A 15826-nucleotide genomic window follows, 5' to 3' on the forward strand; every position below is an offset into this window, starting at 1 on the left:
TCTAGGCGTTGTCAATGGCTTACTTACCGGAAGGTCAGTTAATCTTCGGGGTATGCCGAGACAACGGACCGGGGACACCCGGGCGCGGATCCAGCAGGCCGCGCTGGAGCTGTTCGCCGAGCGGGGGATGCAGCAGACCAGCCTGCGCGACATCGCCGACCGGCTCGGGTTCACCAAGCCGGCGTTGTACTACCACTTCGCGTCGCGCGAGGACCTGCTGAACAGCCTGGTCGAGCCGATGATCGCCGACTTCGAGGCGTACGCCGCCGCGCAGCAGGCGGCAGCCCCGGTCGCCCCGCGCGAGCTCCTCGGCTCGTACTTCGACCTCGCCTACCGCCACCGCAAGCTGATCCAGCTCGCGATCCGCGACCTCTCCGTGCTGCACGAGCTCAACCTGGCGGACCGGTTCATCGAATGGCGCGGGACGCTGGCGACGCTGCTGATCGGCACCGAGCCGTCGCTGTCCGACGTGGTGCGCTGCATGGTCGCGCTCGGCGGTCTGTCCGACTGTGCGGTGATGCTCGACCACGTGCCGGTGGACGAATTGCGGGAGGCCTCGGTCGAGGCTGCCTACGACAGCCTCGGCCGGCCTTGATCAGCCTTTCGCGATCCTCGAAACGGCCCAGAACAGGATCAGCAGAATCGAGAAGATCCGCAGGAACTTCGGTCCGCCGGTGACGGCCGGCCACGACAGGAACGCGAGCCACGACAGCAGCAGAGCCAGCAGTATCAGTGCCGGCACCCCGACCACTGCCGGAGCGAACACTCCGGCCAGTGCGAGCACCAGCGTGATCCCGGGCAGCGTCAGCTTCGGTGCGGCGTGCAGCTTCGCGACATACGGGTAGCTGATCTTCGTCAGACGCTGCCGTAGCGAGCTGACCGGCTGACTGCCGCTGGGGGAACTCATTGCACCATTGTTCCAGGCTGTAGGTAGTTGCTACGGGTTGAGTCGGTAGAAGCGCCAGAACGGGTGCTCGATCGGCAGTACGTCGACACCGCTGTACCCGGCGTGTTCGGCCAGGTGCCGTAGCTGATCCGGTCGCATGATCGCGCCGACCACGTCGGAGTCCGCGTCGACCAGGCCCTGCGGCGTACACCAGATAGTGCTGGCCGCGGCCAGGAACCGCTGGACCTCGTCGCCGGGCGCAGCGAGCACCTCGTCCGCCCGCTCGTCCATGACGATCACCGAACCACCCGGTACCAGGGCTGTCCGCGCAGCGATCAGCGCTTCCACGGGGTGCGCGAAGTCGTGCAGGCACTCGAAGAACGTCACCACGTCGTACTGCCCGGCTGCGACCGCACTGATGTCGCGGACCTCGAAGTCGACCCGGTCGGCCACACCCTGCTCGGCCGCGTTGCGACGGGCCCGGCTGATCGAGTCCTCGTCGTTGTCGTACCCGTCCACCCGCACCGCCGGGTACGCCTTGGCCAGTTCGATGGCCGACCAGCCCGCACCGGTCCCCAGGTCGGCCACGCGCGCACCTGCGGACAGTACGTCGTGCAGTCCGGGCACAGCCGGGACCCACTCGGTCGTCAGCGAGTTGACGTACGCCGGCCGGTTCAGCCCCTCCTGCGCCAGCACCGCCTCCTCGCCGTACGCCGTGTAGGGCACGCCGGCGCCGGTGCGGAACGCCTCCACCAGTTGGGGAAACGCCCTGCCGGCTGCGGGCACGATCGCGGCCAGACCGCCGGCGTAGAACGGACTCATCGGCTCCAACAGCGCCTCGCGTACGCCGGGTGCCAGCTCGAACCGGTCCGTCCAGACGTCGGTGCCATGGATCGTCAGCAGGCCGCTGATCGCCTGTGACTGCAGCCATTCGACCAGGTAGCGGTGGTCGACACCGGTCTGCTCGGCCAGCTCGGTTGCTGTGATCGGACCGTTCGTACCGATCGCCTGGTAGATGCCGTGCTTGTCGCCGAGGTAGATCGTGAGCAGCTCGGCCGCACCGAGTGCTGCGCCGAACATCCGTCCGAGCAGGGCCTCCGCGGCTGCCGGGTCTGCCTTGGTGACGTCTGTGGTGGTCATGTCGCTCTCCTGTTGCTGAGTAGGAACTGCCTTCACCCACTCAGGCGCCAGATGTCACCTGGCAATGCCAGGTGACGTCGTCCTCCGGCTCGTAGACGCACTGGCGGCCGGTGCGGATCGAGGCCCGCAGATGCCGGCCCAGCGCCGGGTGGACGCGCTCGATCACCTTCACCGCCGCGCCGATACGCATCGAGACCGCCTTCCGGCTGCGCTCCACTGGATCACCTGCCGACCTGGCCCGGCCACCGAGCCCGAGCGCACCGGCCAGCTCCTGGGTCAGGAACTCCTGCTCAACACGGAGCTTCTCCGCTCTGCCCAGGTCGTTTCGGTCCTCAGCTTCGGCGAGCTCATCCGCCAGCTCCCGCAGCCGCTCGCGATAGGCGGCTCGCGCCTGGTCGTCGAGTGCCGGTCCGAGGTCGGCGCCATGGACTCGACCCGGACCTGAAAGGTCGATAACACTCACCGGTGTCCGCGGCCGCGCGAGTAGTAGCGCCAGGTCGCGCACGCCTTTGGAGTCGGCAACCTGCACTGTGACACCACGCCACGTCACCTCCCACGTCGCACCGAGGCGCCGGAGTACGCCGACACCCGGGGCGGCGTGGACTGCTCCAAGCTCGGCCAGGGCCTTCTCGGTCTCCACGACCAGGGTCTCCGCGCCGGCCATCCGGTGCGTTTCCAGCGCCGTCTCCAGCAGCTCACGTGCCTCAGGCCGTCCCAGTTGCGCAGCCAACCGGCCGAGGAACAGGGACACGCTGCCCAGACACGCGCCTCCGACCCCATCGATCACCCACAGCCCGGCGTACGGCGTCAACGCGTCGAACGCGAGCTGTGCGCACTCGTCGTCGCCGAGTACTCCAGCTGCCGCGCCCAGGAAGGCGACGGACTCCAGCCACTCGGCGTCCGTGGGGATTGCGTCCAGTCCGTCGCGGACACGGCGCCGTACTATGCCGCGGGCCTCCTCGACCGCTCCTGCTCGTGCCAGGTAGTACGCCGACGGCCCGTCGATCATCGGGTTGCCGATGAACGGCACCATCACGGTCTCGACGTACGCCTGCAGCTCGTCGAACACACCGGTCGTGTCGGCGAGTGCTGCACCCAGGGCGAACACCATAAGCGGCGCGTTGACGCTCTCCGCATCCTCGCCGAGCCGCGTGGCCTCAGCGATACAGGTCTCGGTCTCGTCGAGCCGTCCGGACATCAACGCGCGCATGCCTTTCCAGATTGGCACCAGCCAGCTGTACAGCGGAAGACGGAGAGGCAGGACCGCGCGGGCGAACGCGGCAATCTGTACGTCGGCATCCGTGAACCGGCCCTGCTCGAGCAGAGCCACCACCAGCAACCGCCGGGCCAGCAGCAGCAGCGCCAGGTCACCGGTCGCGAGCGCCAGCATGCGCTCGGCCGCGGCGGCCCGCTCGGCCACGTGGTCCGGCCCGGCGAACACGTCGCACCACACCGCCAACGCCGCAGCTTCGGCGCGCGCATCCCGGGTCGCCCTGGCCATCCGCACCGCCTCGTCCGCCAGCTGCCGAGGACCGTCACCGCGGTCAGTCGGTATCCGCCCGAGTGCCACGCGTGCGACAGCAGCAGCCTTCAGTGCGTCGTCCGGCAGCTGCGGTACGACGCTTGCCAGCAACTCCGTCTGCTCGGTGTCACTGAGGTCCACCTCGAACCCGCCGACCCCACCGCCCATGCCCAGCACAGCTCTCGCGACTGTCCGGGGATCAGTCGCCTCTCGTGCCACAGCTCGCAGCGTGTCCCGTCCGGCCGCCAGCTCACCGGCCAGGACCTGTGCCTCGCCCAACTCCAGCTGCACCAGCGGGTCCTCGACATCCGCCCAGCGATAGAACCGCACCGCCTGCTCGTACCCGGACTGCCGCTGCGCGGCCCGAGCCGCGAGCAATGCGAACTGACGCGACCGCGTGGCCGCATCCGGCTGACCGACCGCCCCGCGGTAGTGCGCAGCGACCTGTCCGGGGTCAGCGTCCGGCCTCCCGGCAAGCAGCTCTGCCGCCCTGAGGTGCAGCAGGGACCTGCGGTGAACACCCAGGCCGGAGTACACCACCTCGCGAACCAGCGAGTGTGCGAAGCGCATCCGGGTCCCGTCCACCTCGGCAAGCCGCGCCGCGACCGCATCAGCTAGTACTACGAGCATGTCGGCCGTGGTCGTCTCGTCAACTGCGGCGACGAGCTCCAGGTCCACGTCCTCTCCGAGAACGGCGGCAGTCGCGAGTACGTCGTACGCCGGCTGGCTCAGGCGGGCGAGTCGACGCTCCAGCACCTGCCGTACGCCGGTCGGTGTCTCGGTGGACGTCGTACCGCGGGCTGCGTGCCAGCGGGCGAGCTCCTGGACGAAGAACGGGTTCCCGCCGGTGCGGTCGTGCACCACGTCGGCGTACGCGAGGTCCGTGTCCTGCCCCAGGACCTGTGTGACCAGCTGTCCGGTTGCCTCGCGGTCCAGCCCGCTCAGCGGTATCCGCACGAACGACGGCGGCAGCGCGCGGAGTGCCTCGGCGGCGGGCTCGGCGACGTCCACCGCGTTGTCCCGGCTGGTTATGAGGAGCAGACAGCGAAGCTCCGGGAGCAGACCGACTACGAAGGGCAGCAGTGCGAGCGCCGGACCGTCCGCGAGGTGCAGGTCCTCCAGGATGATCAAGGCGGGGTACTCCGCGGTCGCCGTCGCGAGCTGGTCGGCCACAGCCGCGAAGACACCGGTCCGGCCGGTGCCGGGATCGTCGGGCAGCACAGTCGACAGTCCGAGCGCGCGGAACGCCTGCCGCCACGGCCAGTACGGCAGGGTCTCCGTCTCCGGGCAGCGGCCCCACGCGACGACGTACCCCCGCTCGCGGGCAGTGTCCGCGAAGGCGGCCGCCGTGGTCGACTTCCCGATGCCGGCGTCGCCGATCAGGAGCGCGCCCTGGCCGCGGCCGCGCTCGACCTCGTCCAGCAGGCCGGCGAGAGTGCCGAGCTCCCGTCGCCGGCCGACGACACGCTCGGGCATACCGACACTGTGCGGCGGCCGGCGGCCCGGGGGAAGTGCTGACCGGCGTCCGTGCGTGTCACGTAAGGTGACTCGGGTGTTCGTGGTGATCAGGTTCCGGGTGGGGGAGGCCGAACAGGCCCAGTTCGCCGAGCGGGTGCAGGTCGCGATCGACGTGCTGTCGCAGCAGAAGGGCTTCGTCTCGGCCCGGGTCGGGCGGAACGTCGACGACCCGGAGTTACTGGCCCTTGACCTGGAGTTCGTCAACGTCGGGAGCTACCGCCGGGCGCTGTCGCCGTACGACGTGAAGGTGGCCGCGGTGCCGCTGCTGTCGGAGGCGATCGACGAGCCGACGGCGTACGAAGATTTGCTGACCTAGCACGGATTCGATGAGGGCCACCCGGGACCGATAGCCTGGACCTTTCCGTAGCTTCACCTGTGCCCGTTCTGGAGTCGAAAAGTGCCCGTGGAAACCGTCGATGCCGTCGTCAGCCTCAGCAAGCGGAGAGGCTTCGTGTATCCCTGCGGCGAGATCTACGGCGGTACCAAGTCGGCCTGGGACTACGGACCCCTCGGCGTCGAGCTGAAGAACAACGTCCGGACCCAGTGGTGGCGGACGATGGTGACCGGTCGCGACGACATCGTCGGGCTGGACTCCTCGGTGATCCTGCCGACCCAGGTCTGGGAGGCCTCCGGCCACCTGGCCGAGTTCGTCGACCCGCTGACCGAGTGCCAGTCCTGCCACAAGCGGTTCCGCGACGACCACCTCCGCGAGGACTTCGCCCGCCGGAAGAACAAGGACGCCGACGACGTCAAGCTGGCCGAGATCGCCTGCCCGAACTGCGGCAACAAGGGCACGTTCACCGAGCCGCGGATGTTCAACGGCCTGCTGAAGACCTACCTCGGCCCGGTCGAGTCCGAGGAGGGCCTGCACTACCTCCGCCCGGAGACCGCGCAGGGCATCTTCATCAACTTCGCGAACGTGATGGGCACCGCCCGGAAGAAGCCGCCGTTCGGCATCGCCCAGGTCGGCAAGAGCTTCCGCAACGAGATCACACCCGGGAACTTCATCTTCCGGACCCGCGAGTTCGAGCAGATGGAGATGGAGTTCTTCGTCGAGCCCGGCACCGACGAGGACTGGCACGAGTACTGGCTGAAGGCGCGCTGGGACTGGTACACCGGCCTCGGGCTGAACCCGGACAACATGCGGTTCTACGAGCACCCGAAGGAGAAGCTTTCGCACTACTCGAAGCGGACCGTCGACATCGAGTACCGGTTCAACTTCGGCGGCAAGGAGTTCGACGAGCTCGAGGGCATCGCGAACCGCACCGACTTCGACCTGACCACCCACTCCAAGCACTCCGGCGCCGACCTGTCGTACTTCGACCAGGAGAAGGGCGAGCGCTGGACGCCGTACGTGATCGAGCCCGCGGCCGGCCTGACCCGCAACGTGCTCGCGTTCCTGCTCGACGCCTACACCGAGGACGAGGCCCCGAACGCGAAGGGCGGCGTCGACAAGCGGACGGTACTGCGCTTCGACCCGCGGCTCGCCCCGGTCAAGGCCGCCGTACTGCCGCTGTCCCGCAACGCCGACCTGTCGCCGAAGGCCCGCGACCTGGCCGCCGAGCTGCGGAAGAGCTGGAACGTCGACTTCGACGACGCCGGCGCGATCGGGCGGCGCTACCGCCGCCAGGACGAGATCGGTACGCCGTACTGCATCACCGTCGACTTCGACACCCTCGAGGACCAGGCGGTGACGATCCGGGAGCGCGACTCGATGAAGCAGGAGCGGGTCGCGCTGACCGAGGTCACCGGATACCTCGCCCAGCACCTGGTGGGTTGCTGACGATGAAGCTGTCGCGGGATCGGGTGCGCTTCGGGCTGGCCGTTTTCGGGTTGTCGGCGCTGGCCGTCTTCCTGTTGTCCGCGTGCTCGGACGACAAGCCCGCGGCCGGGAGTTCGCCGTCGGCTTCCGGCGCGTCCTCGTCGAGCGCGCCGTCGTCGACTGCCCCGATCCCGACCGCTTCCACGCCGTCGCTGACCCCGCTGCCGACGCCGTCCAAGCCTTGGCCGACCCCTCGCGTGACTGGTGAGCCGGCCAGCGACGCGCCGCTGGCCTCGCGGATCACCTTCGCGATCTCCAAGCAGGCGCAGATCGCGGCCGGGAAGGCTGCCACCACGACGGTGAAGTGCCCTGGGATCGACAAGGTCGAGACCGCCGGCACGCACGAGCTCACCTGCACCGTGACGTACGCCGGGAAGTCCTACAGCGGCACGTTGACGGTTGACGCGAAGCAGTACTCCGCGTCGTACAAGTTCACCTCGCCGTCGGTCGCGATCGTCCGCGCGAAGGTCGTCGACGCCGTGCAGCGATCCGTCGCCGACGCCGCGAAGGTGACCTGCACGATGGACGATGTTGCCGTGGTCAAGACCGCCGACGCGGGGATCGCGTGCGACGTGACGACGACCGCGAACGCCGTACAGCCTTATAAAGCACAGGTTTCCGGCAACGGACAGGTGCTGGTGGCGAAGGCCTGATGCTCAAGCTCGGCAACCTCACGATCGAGACGCCGGTGGTGCTCGCCCCGATGGCCGGCATCACCAACGCGGCGTACCGCCGGCTGTGCGCGGAGCAGGGCGCCGGGCTGTACGTCTGCGAGATGATCACCTCGCGCGGCATCGTCGAAGGCGATCAGAAGTCGCTCGACATGCTCACGTTCGACGCCCGCGAGACGGTGCGGTCGGTGCAGCTGTACGGCGTGGACCCGGTCTTCATCGGGCGGGCGGTGCAGATCCTGTGTGACTCCTACGGAGTCGCGCACATCGACCTGAACTTCGGGTGTCCCGTCCCGAAGGTGACGCGCAAGGGCGGCGGCGCAGCGCTGCCGTGGAAGCGGAACCTGCTCGGCGCGATCCTCCGGTCCGCGGTGCACGCGGCCACGCCGTACGGCGTACCCGTGACGATGAAGACGCGGATCGGGATCGACTCGTCCCACCAGACGTACCTGGACGCCGGGCGGATCGCCGCTGACTCGGGGGCCGCCGCGATCGGGCTGCATGGCCGTACGGCGGCGCAGGCGTACTCCGGTCAGGCGGACTGGTCGACGATCGCCGAACTCGTGGAGCACGTGTCGATCCCGGTGCTGGGGAACGGCGACATCTGGGAGGCCGGGGACGCACTCCGCATGGTGGCCGAGACCGGGTGCGCTGGTGTGATCGTTGGCCGGGGGTGTCTGGGGCGGCCGTGGCTCTTCCGGGACCTCGCAGCTGCCTTCGCCGGCGCCGAATCTCTTAACCTGCCGACCCTCGGCGAGGTGGCCGTTGTCATGCGCCGCCATGCGGAACTCCTCGCCGAACTGATGGGCGAGCAGCGGGGTCTGCGGGACTTCCGCAAACACGTGCCGTGGTACCTGAAGGGCTTCCCCGCCGGCGGCGAACTCCGAGCCGCCCTGGGCATGGTCGACACCCTCACCCACCTGGACGAACTCCTCGCCCAACTCGACCCGACCGTCCCCTTCCCGGTCGCCGAACTAGGCGCCCCCCGAGGCCGCCAAGGCAGCCCCCGAGACCACATCGTCCTACCCCAAGGCTGGCTGGACGACACCGACGGCCTATCCGCCGACCTAGCCGACGCCGAACTAGGCGTCTCCGGCGGCTAACCCAACCTCAGCGAAAGCACACCGCCTGCGGCGGCGACTGTCTCCCTGGGCGCCTTCGGCGGGCATGGATCGCTGGAGCTGGTTGGTTTGGTGGGGCAGGGTGCACCTACGGCCACCATCGGTGGATGCCGGATTCGCGGGAGCAGCTCGTGAGCGGCCTGCTGCACGAAAGGGCAGCGTCTTCGGGGGCAACTGCCTGTAGCGCCCTCCGGCGCAGTACGGATCGCCGTGCAGTCGGATCGCTTGTGGTGAAGGCGGTTGTGTCCGTGGCCTCCGGTGAGAGGGCGCCGTTTCGTGGGAGGAACTCGAGCGAGGTGTGGTGTCGGCTGGTGAGGTGTGGCGGGAAACGGGGTTGCTGGAGGTTTGGTTGGCTGGGAGGGTCTAGGAAGTGGAAGCGACGCGAGGGGGCCTGCTATGCGAAACGTCGTTCTGTACATGTCGATGTCGCTGGACGGATACGTCAGCAGCGACCGTGAGCATCCAGGTGTTGCGGTCGCCGAAGTGGCTGAGTTGAAGCAGTGGAAGTTGGATCGGATCAGCAAGGCCGGCGCGCACCTCATGGGGCGGGTCACCTACCAGGAGATGGCGTCGTACTGGCCGCACTCCGACGACGCCTACGCGGCTCCGATGAACGACGTACCGAAAGTCGTGTTCTCGAAAAGCCTCAGTGACGCCGAGGCAACCTGGCCTGAGACCCGGGTCGCGCGTGGCGACCTCGCGACCGAGATCGCCACGATCAAGGCCGAGCCTGGCGCCGACGTGGTCGTCTGGGGTGGTCGCCAGTTCGCGGGTGCGCTTGCCGCCGCGGATCTGATCGACGAGTACCGCCTCCTGGTCCAGCCGCTCGCCCTCGGCCGCGGACAGACCCTGTTCGACCAGCTTCCGGAGTCGCGTCGCCTGGAGCTCGTCGAGTCCAAGCCGTTCTCCAACGGCGTCGTCGTACAGATCTACCGACCCCAACACACCTGAAAAGTCATTCGAGCACCGGCGCAGGTTCCTTGGCTGCCGACTCGTGGTCGACGTCGCTGTGCGTCAGAGCCAGATAAGCCACGAGTACTGCGAACAACAGCAGCCCGACCAACGTGACCGGACCGATGCCCCATCCCACCCCGCCGTCGTGCGTACCCTTTCCGAGCCAGTCGGCGACCGACGCACCGAGCGGCCGCGTCAGCACGTACGACGACCAGAACGCGACGGTGACGTTGAGCCCGAGCTTCCACAGCCCGAGCGGTACGACGATCAGCACCGCGAACAGCAGGATCGACCAGGTGAACCCCAGTCCGAAGTCGATCGCGGTCGCATCACCGACGGCGGTGCCGAGCCCGAACGTCAGCAGCACGACGCCCCAGTAGAACCGCTCGCGCCGCGCCGTCGTGATCGAGTGCACCGAGATCGTGCCCTCACTGCGCTGCCACCAGGTGAGGAGGCCGCAGAGCAGCGCCAGATAGACGAGGGAGTCGAACCAGTACGGCGTACCGAGCGCGACATGTGGTCCGTCGGCGATCATCGTGCCGAAGAGCGCGACGCCGAGCACAGTGATCCAGTACCGGACCGGATGGTAGGTGTTTGCCTTCAGTTGCAGGTAGAGGGCGGTGCCGAACCCGCCGACGCCGATGACGCCGGCGAGCGGGATGCTGATGGAGCCCAGGTAGTCGGATGCGGTCTCCCCGATCCCGGTTGTCAGCAGCTTGACCAGCCAGAACATGGCGAAGACAGCCGGAACCTTCGGGGCAGTGAACACGCGAGTTTGCACGGTCCCGAAGGCTACGACCGCCAAGCTGAGAGATCCCTGATTGCCGTACGCCGGCCTTTCAGCGGGCGTTGGTGGTGCGCCAGGTGATGTAGTCGGCGACGGCTTCGGGGAACGTGAAGCTGGGGGTGAAGCCGGTCTCCTCGGTCAGGCGGGTGATGTCGAGGTGCGGGCTGGTCTCGCCGCCGGGTTCGACAGCGAGCTGGCCGGCTGCTTCGCCGTACACGAAGGGCTTGCCGCTGGAGACGTTGTAGGTGGTGTGGTTGAGCGTGTCGGCGCTGACCAGGAGCGCGATCGCGCGGCCCATGTCGGGCGCGTAGCACCAGTCGCCTCCCGCGTCGGCGGGCAGGGGAGCGGGGGTTTCGCCGCGAAGTACGGCGCTCACGTACGGCGGGATCGGGCTGAAGATCGACTCCGGGTCCATCAGCGGGCCCCACGTCGAGCCGATCCTGAGCACGATCGGCCGTACGCCGGAGCCGGCGAGGCTGTGCGTCGTCACGGGCTCGACGGCCTTCTTGAAGGCGACGATGAGGTGCGGGAGGTCGGCGGTCGGTAGCGACATCCCTTCGTGCCAAGGGCTTTCGTCCTGCCCGATGTACACACCGATGCTGCTGGCAACGGCGAACCGGCGTACGCCCCACGTCCGCGCCGCATCCAGCGCGTTGAACAGCGCTGCGGTGTCGTGGCGGAAGTACGCGACCGGGTCCCCGGACGGGATCGAGCCGGCCAGGTGCACGATGTCGCTGATGTCGTAGCGATCCCCGAGCGCGAGGAACGCCTCCCGATCGGTGACATCGAGCCGCTCGACGACGACTTTGCCGTCGACGGCGCTGCCGTCAAGGGAACTGTCGAGGAACGGCGGGGGATCGGTCTGCCGGTGTGACGTGACCACGACCTCCTGCCCGAGGTCGAGGAGGGCGCGGGCGGTGTGGGCGCCGATCATGCCGAGCCCACCGGTGACGAGAATCATGGCCGCGACGCTAGACGGGTATCACCGCGCCGGGCTTGAACGAATCACGCACGATCCCTTGACCTGACCCCGGAAGTCAGGGGACCTTTGACGACATTGATTTACGAGTCACTTCCGAACATGGTTCGTAAAGGAGTGCCGTGGGCATCGTGATCGGGGTCGTCACACATGTGACCCACCACGAGTTGTTCCACGACGCGGCCCGCACGCTCGGCGGTGTGGATCTCGAGTGGGTCAGCTACGACCACGAGGACGAGATCCGGGACAAGGTCGCCGAGTTCCTGAGCACGACGCGACTCGACGGCTTCCTGGCCGGCCCCGTGCCGTACACCGCGAGCCGCGAACTGCTGCCGCCCGGTCTACCGGTCGGCGTGATCCGCTCGTCGGCGCTCGACCTGACCCTCGCGCTGTACCGCGCGCAGGAACGCGGCTGGGGCCGTACGCCGGTCAGCATCGACACGTTTCCGGCCGAAGCCGTCGAAGCGGTGGCCACCGCGCTGGACCTCGACCAGGACCAGATCGATTGCTTGCCCTACGCACCGACCCAGAGCGTGGAGGAGATCGTTGACTTCCACCGTTCGGCGTACCAAAAGTTCGGCGACCGCAGCTACGTGATCAGCGTGCGTGCCGCGGTCCGCGAGCAGCTCGACGGGCAGATCCCGATCATGAGCGGTATGCCGGTACCGGCAACGATTCGCACCGAGCTGCACGAGCTCGCGCTGCGGATCGAGTCGGAGCGGGCCAGCGCGCAGCGGTTCGCGGCCGGCGTCTTCCTGATCTCGCAGTCCGCGGACGAGGAACGCGCCCGCATCGGACTGATGAACCACCTGCTCAACACCCCGGAGTTCGCCGGCGCCTGGATCGAGAACCGCGGGCGCCGCGGTGTGGTCGTCTTCGCCCACAAGGCGTTGTTCGAGCGCATCACCCGCAACTGGGTCGCCGTACCCGCGCTGGCCGAGGCCGCCGCGGCGCTCGGTGCGCAGATCTCGGCCGGCTTCGGTGTCGGGGTGTCGGCGCGCAACTGCGTCCTGCTCGCCGAGCAGGCGGCCGCGCGCGCCGAGCTGTCGGAAGAACCCTGCGCGTACCTCTTCGAGGACAGCGGTGTCGTCATCGGCCCGATGGGGCCGGCCGGCGAAGCGCTCCGGTTCTCGTACCGCGAGCACGGCGAAGAGGTCGAACAACTGGCGAAGTACGTCGGTCTGAGCGCCGCCACCGTGTCACGGCTGGCCGCGCTGGACCACGAACTACAAGGCCGCACGCTCTCGCCTGGAGAGCTTGCCGGTCATCTCGGCATCACGGATCAGAGCGGACGCCGGCTGATCCGCACCCTCGACGCAGGCGGCCTGGTGAGCGTCGAGGGCACCGCCCAGCACCACCCCAAAGGACGCCCTACGCGTCTGTACCGACTGCGCATCGCCCAAGCGTTGAGGGCGCCGAGCTGAACGCTCCCACCGAGAGGAATGCTTTTGAGAGACCCCGAGAATGCGACCGTCGAGGTCGAGCTGCCCGAGGACTTCGACGAGTTCTGGGCGGCCGGCCTGGCGGACTGTGCGTCGTACCCGCTGGACCCGGTCTTCACCGAGATGCCGACGCTCTCCACGGACAAGGTGATTGTCTACGATCTGCGCTACACGAGCTACGGCGGTCTGCGGATCGCCGGTTGGTACACCGTCCCGCGCGACCACCCCACGCCGCTGCCCGCGCTAGTCACCATCCCCGGCTACATCTCCGAGCCGACCATCCCGAAGGAGTGGTCCGAGCTCGGGTACGCCGCGCTCGCGGTCGCGCCCCGCGGAAAACTGCGGTCGAACGAGACCTTCAACCCCGGCTACCCAGGACTGCTGACGCACAACATCGTCGACCACAACACCTATGGGTACCGCGGGTTCTATCTGGATGTCGTTCGTGCGGTTGAAGTGTTGTTGGATCATCCAGATGTCGACAATCTGCGCATCGGACTGCAGGGGTCGAGTCAGGGCGGCGGTCTCGGCATCTCCACGGCCGCACTGCTCCCGGACGTGATCCGCTGCGTGGCGGCTGGTGCGCCGTACCTCTGCGGGATCATGACCGCGCCCACGTTGACCCGCTCGTACCCGTACGAGGAGATCAACGAGTACCTGCGGATCCACCCGAAGGACGTCGACCGCGTGCGCCAGACGGTCGCGTACTACGACGGGCTGAACTTCGCGCCGAAGGTCCAAGCGCCGACCCTCCTGTACGTCGGGCTCGAGGACGACGTCTGCCCGCCGGAGACCGGGTTCGCCCTGCAACGCGCGCTCACCTGCGAGACCACGCTGCGTACCTACCCACATTGCGCGCATCACGCCGGCCTGCCGGACGTGATGCGGGTCGTCGAGGACTTCCTCGCCGAGCACCTCACCCCGGGACGGTGAACGAATGAACTTCGACGACTACTGGACTGCCGTAGACGAGGAGCTCGCGGCGATCCCCGGCCGGCCGGTGCTCGATCTCGTGCCGGCCCGAAGCACCGACGAGGCAACGTTCTACACGTTGCGGATCACCAGCACCGGTCCGTACCGCGTGTACGGCAACCTCAGCATCCCGGCCGGCGCCGGACCGTTCCCCGCGCTGCTCATCACCCCGCGCTACGGCAGCGTCAACAACATCCCGCATCCGAACGACCGCAGCAGGTACGTCGTACTCAGCCTCATGCACCGCGGTCAGCGCCTCGCCGACGAGGGGTTCGCGGCGGCGTACCCAGGATTGTTGACAATGCGCATCGACGACCCCGCGACGTACATCTATCGCGGGATCGCGGCGGACTGTCTGCGGGCGGCCGAGTTCCTCCGGGGACTGGCCGAGGTGGATCCGGAGATGGTCGCTGTGACTGGGGACGATCTGGCTGTGCTGACGGCTGCGCGGCGGGCCGGATTCAGCTCTGTTCGCGTGACGGATCTCTTGTTTTACAGGGCGATGGAGGCGCGGCTGAAGTCGTCGCTCTATCCGCTGGAGGAGCTGAACGATCACCTTCGAGCGGGCTCGTCGGCCGAGACGCTGGCGACCACGTTGTCGTACTTCGATCCGGCGCGGCACGCTCGGGCGATCACCGGGCGCACATTGTTTGCAATCGACAATGCGGACTGGTGCCGATCGCTGATCTCCGCGGCTCCGGATGCCGAGGTCTACAACGTCACGCACCTCGACGGCACCGACAACGACTTTCTCGACGCGTGGTTGGCGGAGCGGTCCGGAGTACCTGCCATGTCAAAGTTCATCGCATGAGCACCTCTGATCGACCGACTACTCCGCTCGGCGTCCGCGCGGTCATCAACGCCAACGCCACCGTCACGGTCCTCGGCGGCTCGCTGATGCCGCCGCCGGTGGTCCAGGCGATGGCCGACGCCGCCACGCGTTTCGTCGACCTTCCGGAGCTGAATGTCCGCGTCGGTGAACGGCTGGCCGAGCTCACGCACAACGAGTCCGCGTACGTGACCTCGGGCGCGGCAGCCGGCATCACGCTCGCGATCGCGTCGTGCATCACCACGGAGTCGCAGGCGTTCCCGACCGACGCCGAGGTGGTGATGTTCGCGAGCCAGCGCAACGGTTACGACTACTCGGCCCGCTTCCTCGGTGTCCGGATCGTTGAAGTGGGCCCGTCCGTCGAGGAACTGCGGGAAGCACTCGTGCGACGGCCGGCCTGCGTGCTCTGGATGGCCGGCGCGCACTATGCGGCCGATGCTCTGCCGATTGAGGAGGTCGTCCGGGTCGCGCAGGAAATGGATGGCGCCGCGACGCCGGTGATCGTCGACGCCGCCGCTCAGATCCCGTCGGTCTCGTCCCTGTGGCGGTTCACGCGGGACGTCGGCGCCGACGCGGTGATCGTCAGCGGCGGCAAGGGTCTGCGCGGGCCGCAGGCGAGCGGCCTCGTGCTGGGGAAGGCGTGGCTGATCGACCGGATCCGGAACCATTCGTCGCCCAATCATGAGATCGGCCGCGGGATGAAGGTGGGCAAGGAGGAGCTGCTCGGGCTGCTCGCCGCGGTCGAGTGGACGCTGCAACAGGACGAGGCGGAAGTCCTCGCGTCCTATGAGCGGATTGTTGACAATTGGATTGCGGACCTGAGCGCAATCCCGGGCCTGATGGTCGAGCGCGGGTATCCGAGCGAGGCCGGCCAGCCCCACAGCCGCGCAGTACTCAGACTCCCTGGCACCCGCGACGAGGTGATCAAGAAACTGTGGGATGGCGACCCGCGGATCGCCGTCGGAACGTTCGGCCTGCCGGACGACGCGATCGCCCTCAACCCCCAAACCCTCCAACCTGGCGAAGCCGACCTCGTCCTCCAAGCCCTCCGCACCATCCTCACCTCCCACTAGCTCCCCACCACCCGCAAGCCCACCCAACCCCAACCCCAGCGCGCTCGATAGCGGCTTTTCGCCCCGCTGACGCATTACAACCCGCCAGCCGACAAACAACCCGCCAGCCG

Annotated in this window: 15 protein-coding genes; 10 read left to right on the forward strand and 5 right to left on the reverse strand. The window is 68.1% G+C overall.

Annotated elements, in window-relative coordinates:
- Positions 1–52 precede the first annotated feature (52 nt).
- The gene (locus tag ABT313_RS10225) at positions 53–595 is read left to right on the forward strand and encodes a TetR/AcrR family transcriptional regulator (protein ID WP_350850756.1); all 543 of its coding nucleotides are present in this window, start codon (positions 53–55) and stop codon (positions 593–595) included.
- Here ABT313_RS10225 and ABT313_RS10230 read toward each other — a convergent pair whose 3' ends face one another.
- The 3 genes from ABT313_RS10230 to ABT313_RS10240 are packed head-to-tail and all read right to left on the reverse strand — an operon-like array spanning position 596 to position 5024.
- Positions 596–907 (reverse strand): DUF6703 family protein, encoded by a 312-nt coding sequence (locus tag ABT313_RS10230; protein ID WP_350850758.1) that lies wholly within the window; start codon positions 905–907, stop codon positions 596–598.
- 30 nt (positions 908–937) lie between these two features.
- Positions 938–2026 (reverse strand): class I SAM-dependent methyltransferase, encoded by a 1089-nt coding sequence (locus ABT313_RS10235; RefSeq protein ID WP_350850760.1) that lies wholly within the window; start codon positions 2024–2026, stop codon positions 938–940.
- A gap of 40 nt (positions 2027–2066) precedes the next feature.
- Positions 2067–5024, reverse strand: coding sequence for an ATP-binding protein (locus ABT313_RS10240; RefSeq protein ID WP_350850762.1), 2958 nt, complete (start codon positions 5022–5024; stop codon positions 2067–2069).
- Between the two features lie 76 nt (positions 5025–5100).
- Here ABT313_RS10240 and ABT313_RS10245 point away from each other — a divergent pair, with 76 nt between their 5' ends.
- The 5 genes from ABT313_RS10245 to ABT313_RS10265 all read left to right on the forward strand — a co-directional run bounded on the left by ABT313_RS10245 (position 5101) and on the right by ABT313_RS10265 (position 9631).
- Positions 5101–5382, forward strand: a complete 282-nt coding sequence (locus ABT313_RS10245; protein ID WP_198681898.1) for an antibiotic biosynthesis monooxygenase family protein — start codon at positions 5101–5103, stop codon at positions 5380–5382.
- 81 nt (positions 5383–5463) lie between these two features.
- A complete protein-coding gene (locus ABT313_RS10250; protein WP_350850764.1) occupies positions 5464–6849 on the forward strand; it encodes a glycine--tRNA ligase in 1386 nt (461 codons plus the stop codon).
- Between the two features lie 2 nt (positions 6850–6851).
- Positions 6852–7541: a hypothetical protein gene (locus ABT313_RS10255; protein WP_350850766.1), complete on the forward strand. Its 690-nt coding sequence runs from the start codon at positions 6852–6854 to the stop codon at positions 7539–7541.
- The gene (gene dusB, locus ABT313_RS10260) at positions 7541–8662 is read left to right on the forward strand and encodes a tRNA dihydrouridine synthase DusB (protein WP_350850769.1); all 1122 of its coding nucleotides are present in this window, start codon (positions 7541–7543) and stop codon (positions 8660–8662) included. The genes ABT313_RS10255 and dusB overlap by 1 nt, the downstream gene beginning before the upstream one ends.
- Before the next feature lie 414 nt (positions 8663–9076).
- Positions 9077–9631 carry a dihydrofolate reductase family protein gene (locus tag ABT313_RS10265; RefSeq protein WP_350850771.1) on the forward strand — a complete coding sequence of 185 codons (555 nt, stop codon included), beginning with the start codon at positions 9077–9079 and terminating at the stop codon, positions 9629–9631.
- 4 nt (positions 9632–9635) lie between these two features.
- Here the strand turns inward: ABT313_RS10265 and ABT313_RS10270 are convergent, their stop codons facing one another.
- Both ABT313_RS10270 and ABT313_RS10275 read right to left on the reverse strand, forming a co-directional pair.
- Positions 9636–10415, reverse strand: coding sequence for a COG4705 family protein (locus ABT313_RS10270; RefSeq protein ID WP_350850773.1), 780 nt, complete (start codon positions 10413–10415; stop codon positions 9636–9638).
- A gap of 58 nt (positions 10416–10473) precedes the next feature.
- Positions 10474–11382: an NAD-dependent epimerase/dehydratase family protein gene (locus ABT313_RS10275; protein ID WP_350850775.1), complete on the reverse strand. Its 909-nt coding sequence runs from the start codon at positions 11380–11382 to the stop codon at positions 10474–10476.
- Positions 11383–11522: 140 nt separating this feature from the next.
- Here ABT313_RS10275 and ABT313_RS10280 point away from each other — a divergent pair, with 140 nt between their 5' ends.
- From ABT313_RS10280 to ABT313_RS10295, 4 genes are read left to right on the forward strand one after another with little or no spacing between them, the layout of a single operon-like run.
- A complete protein-coding gene (locus ABT313_RS10280; protein ID WP_350850777.1) occupies positions 11523–12824 on the forward strand; it encodes a hypothetical protein in 1302 nt (433 codons plus the stop codon).
- A gap of 24 nt (positions 12825–12848) precedes the next feature.
- Entirely contained in the window at positions 12849–13775 is a 927-nt protein-coding gene (locus ABT313_RS10285) for an acetylxylan esterase (RefSeq protein ID WP_350850779.1), read from the forward strand.
- A gap of 4 nt (positions 13776–13779) precedes the next feature.
- Positions 13780–14625 carry an acetylxylan esterase gene (locus tag ABT313_RS10290; RefSeq protein ID WP_350850781.1) on the forward strand — a complete coding sequence of 282 codons (846 nt, stop codon included), beginning with the start codon at positions 13780–13782 and terminating at the stop codon, positions 14623–14625.
- Entirely contained in the window at positions 14622–15716 is a 1095-nt protein-coding gene (locus tag ABT313_RS10295) for a hypothetical protein (RefSeq protein WP_350850784.1), read from the forward strand. The genes ABT313_RS10290 and ABT313_RS10295 overlap by 4 nt, the downstream gene beginning before the upstream one ends.
- Positions 15717–15826: the final 110 nt, after the last annotated feature.

The sequence above is a fragment of the Kribbella sp. NPDC000426 genome (genome assembly GCF_040300265.1).
Lineage (GTDB): Bacteria > Actinomycetota > Actinomycetes > Propionibacteriales > Kribbellaceae > Kribbella.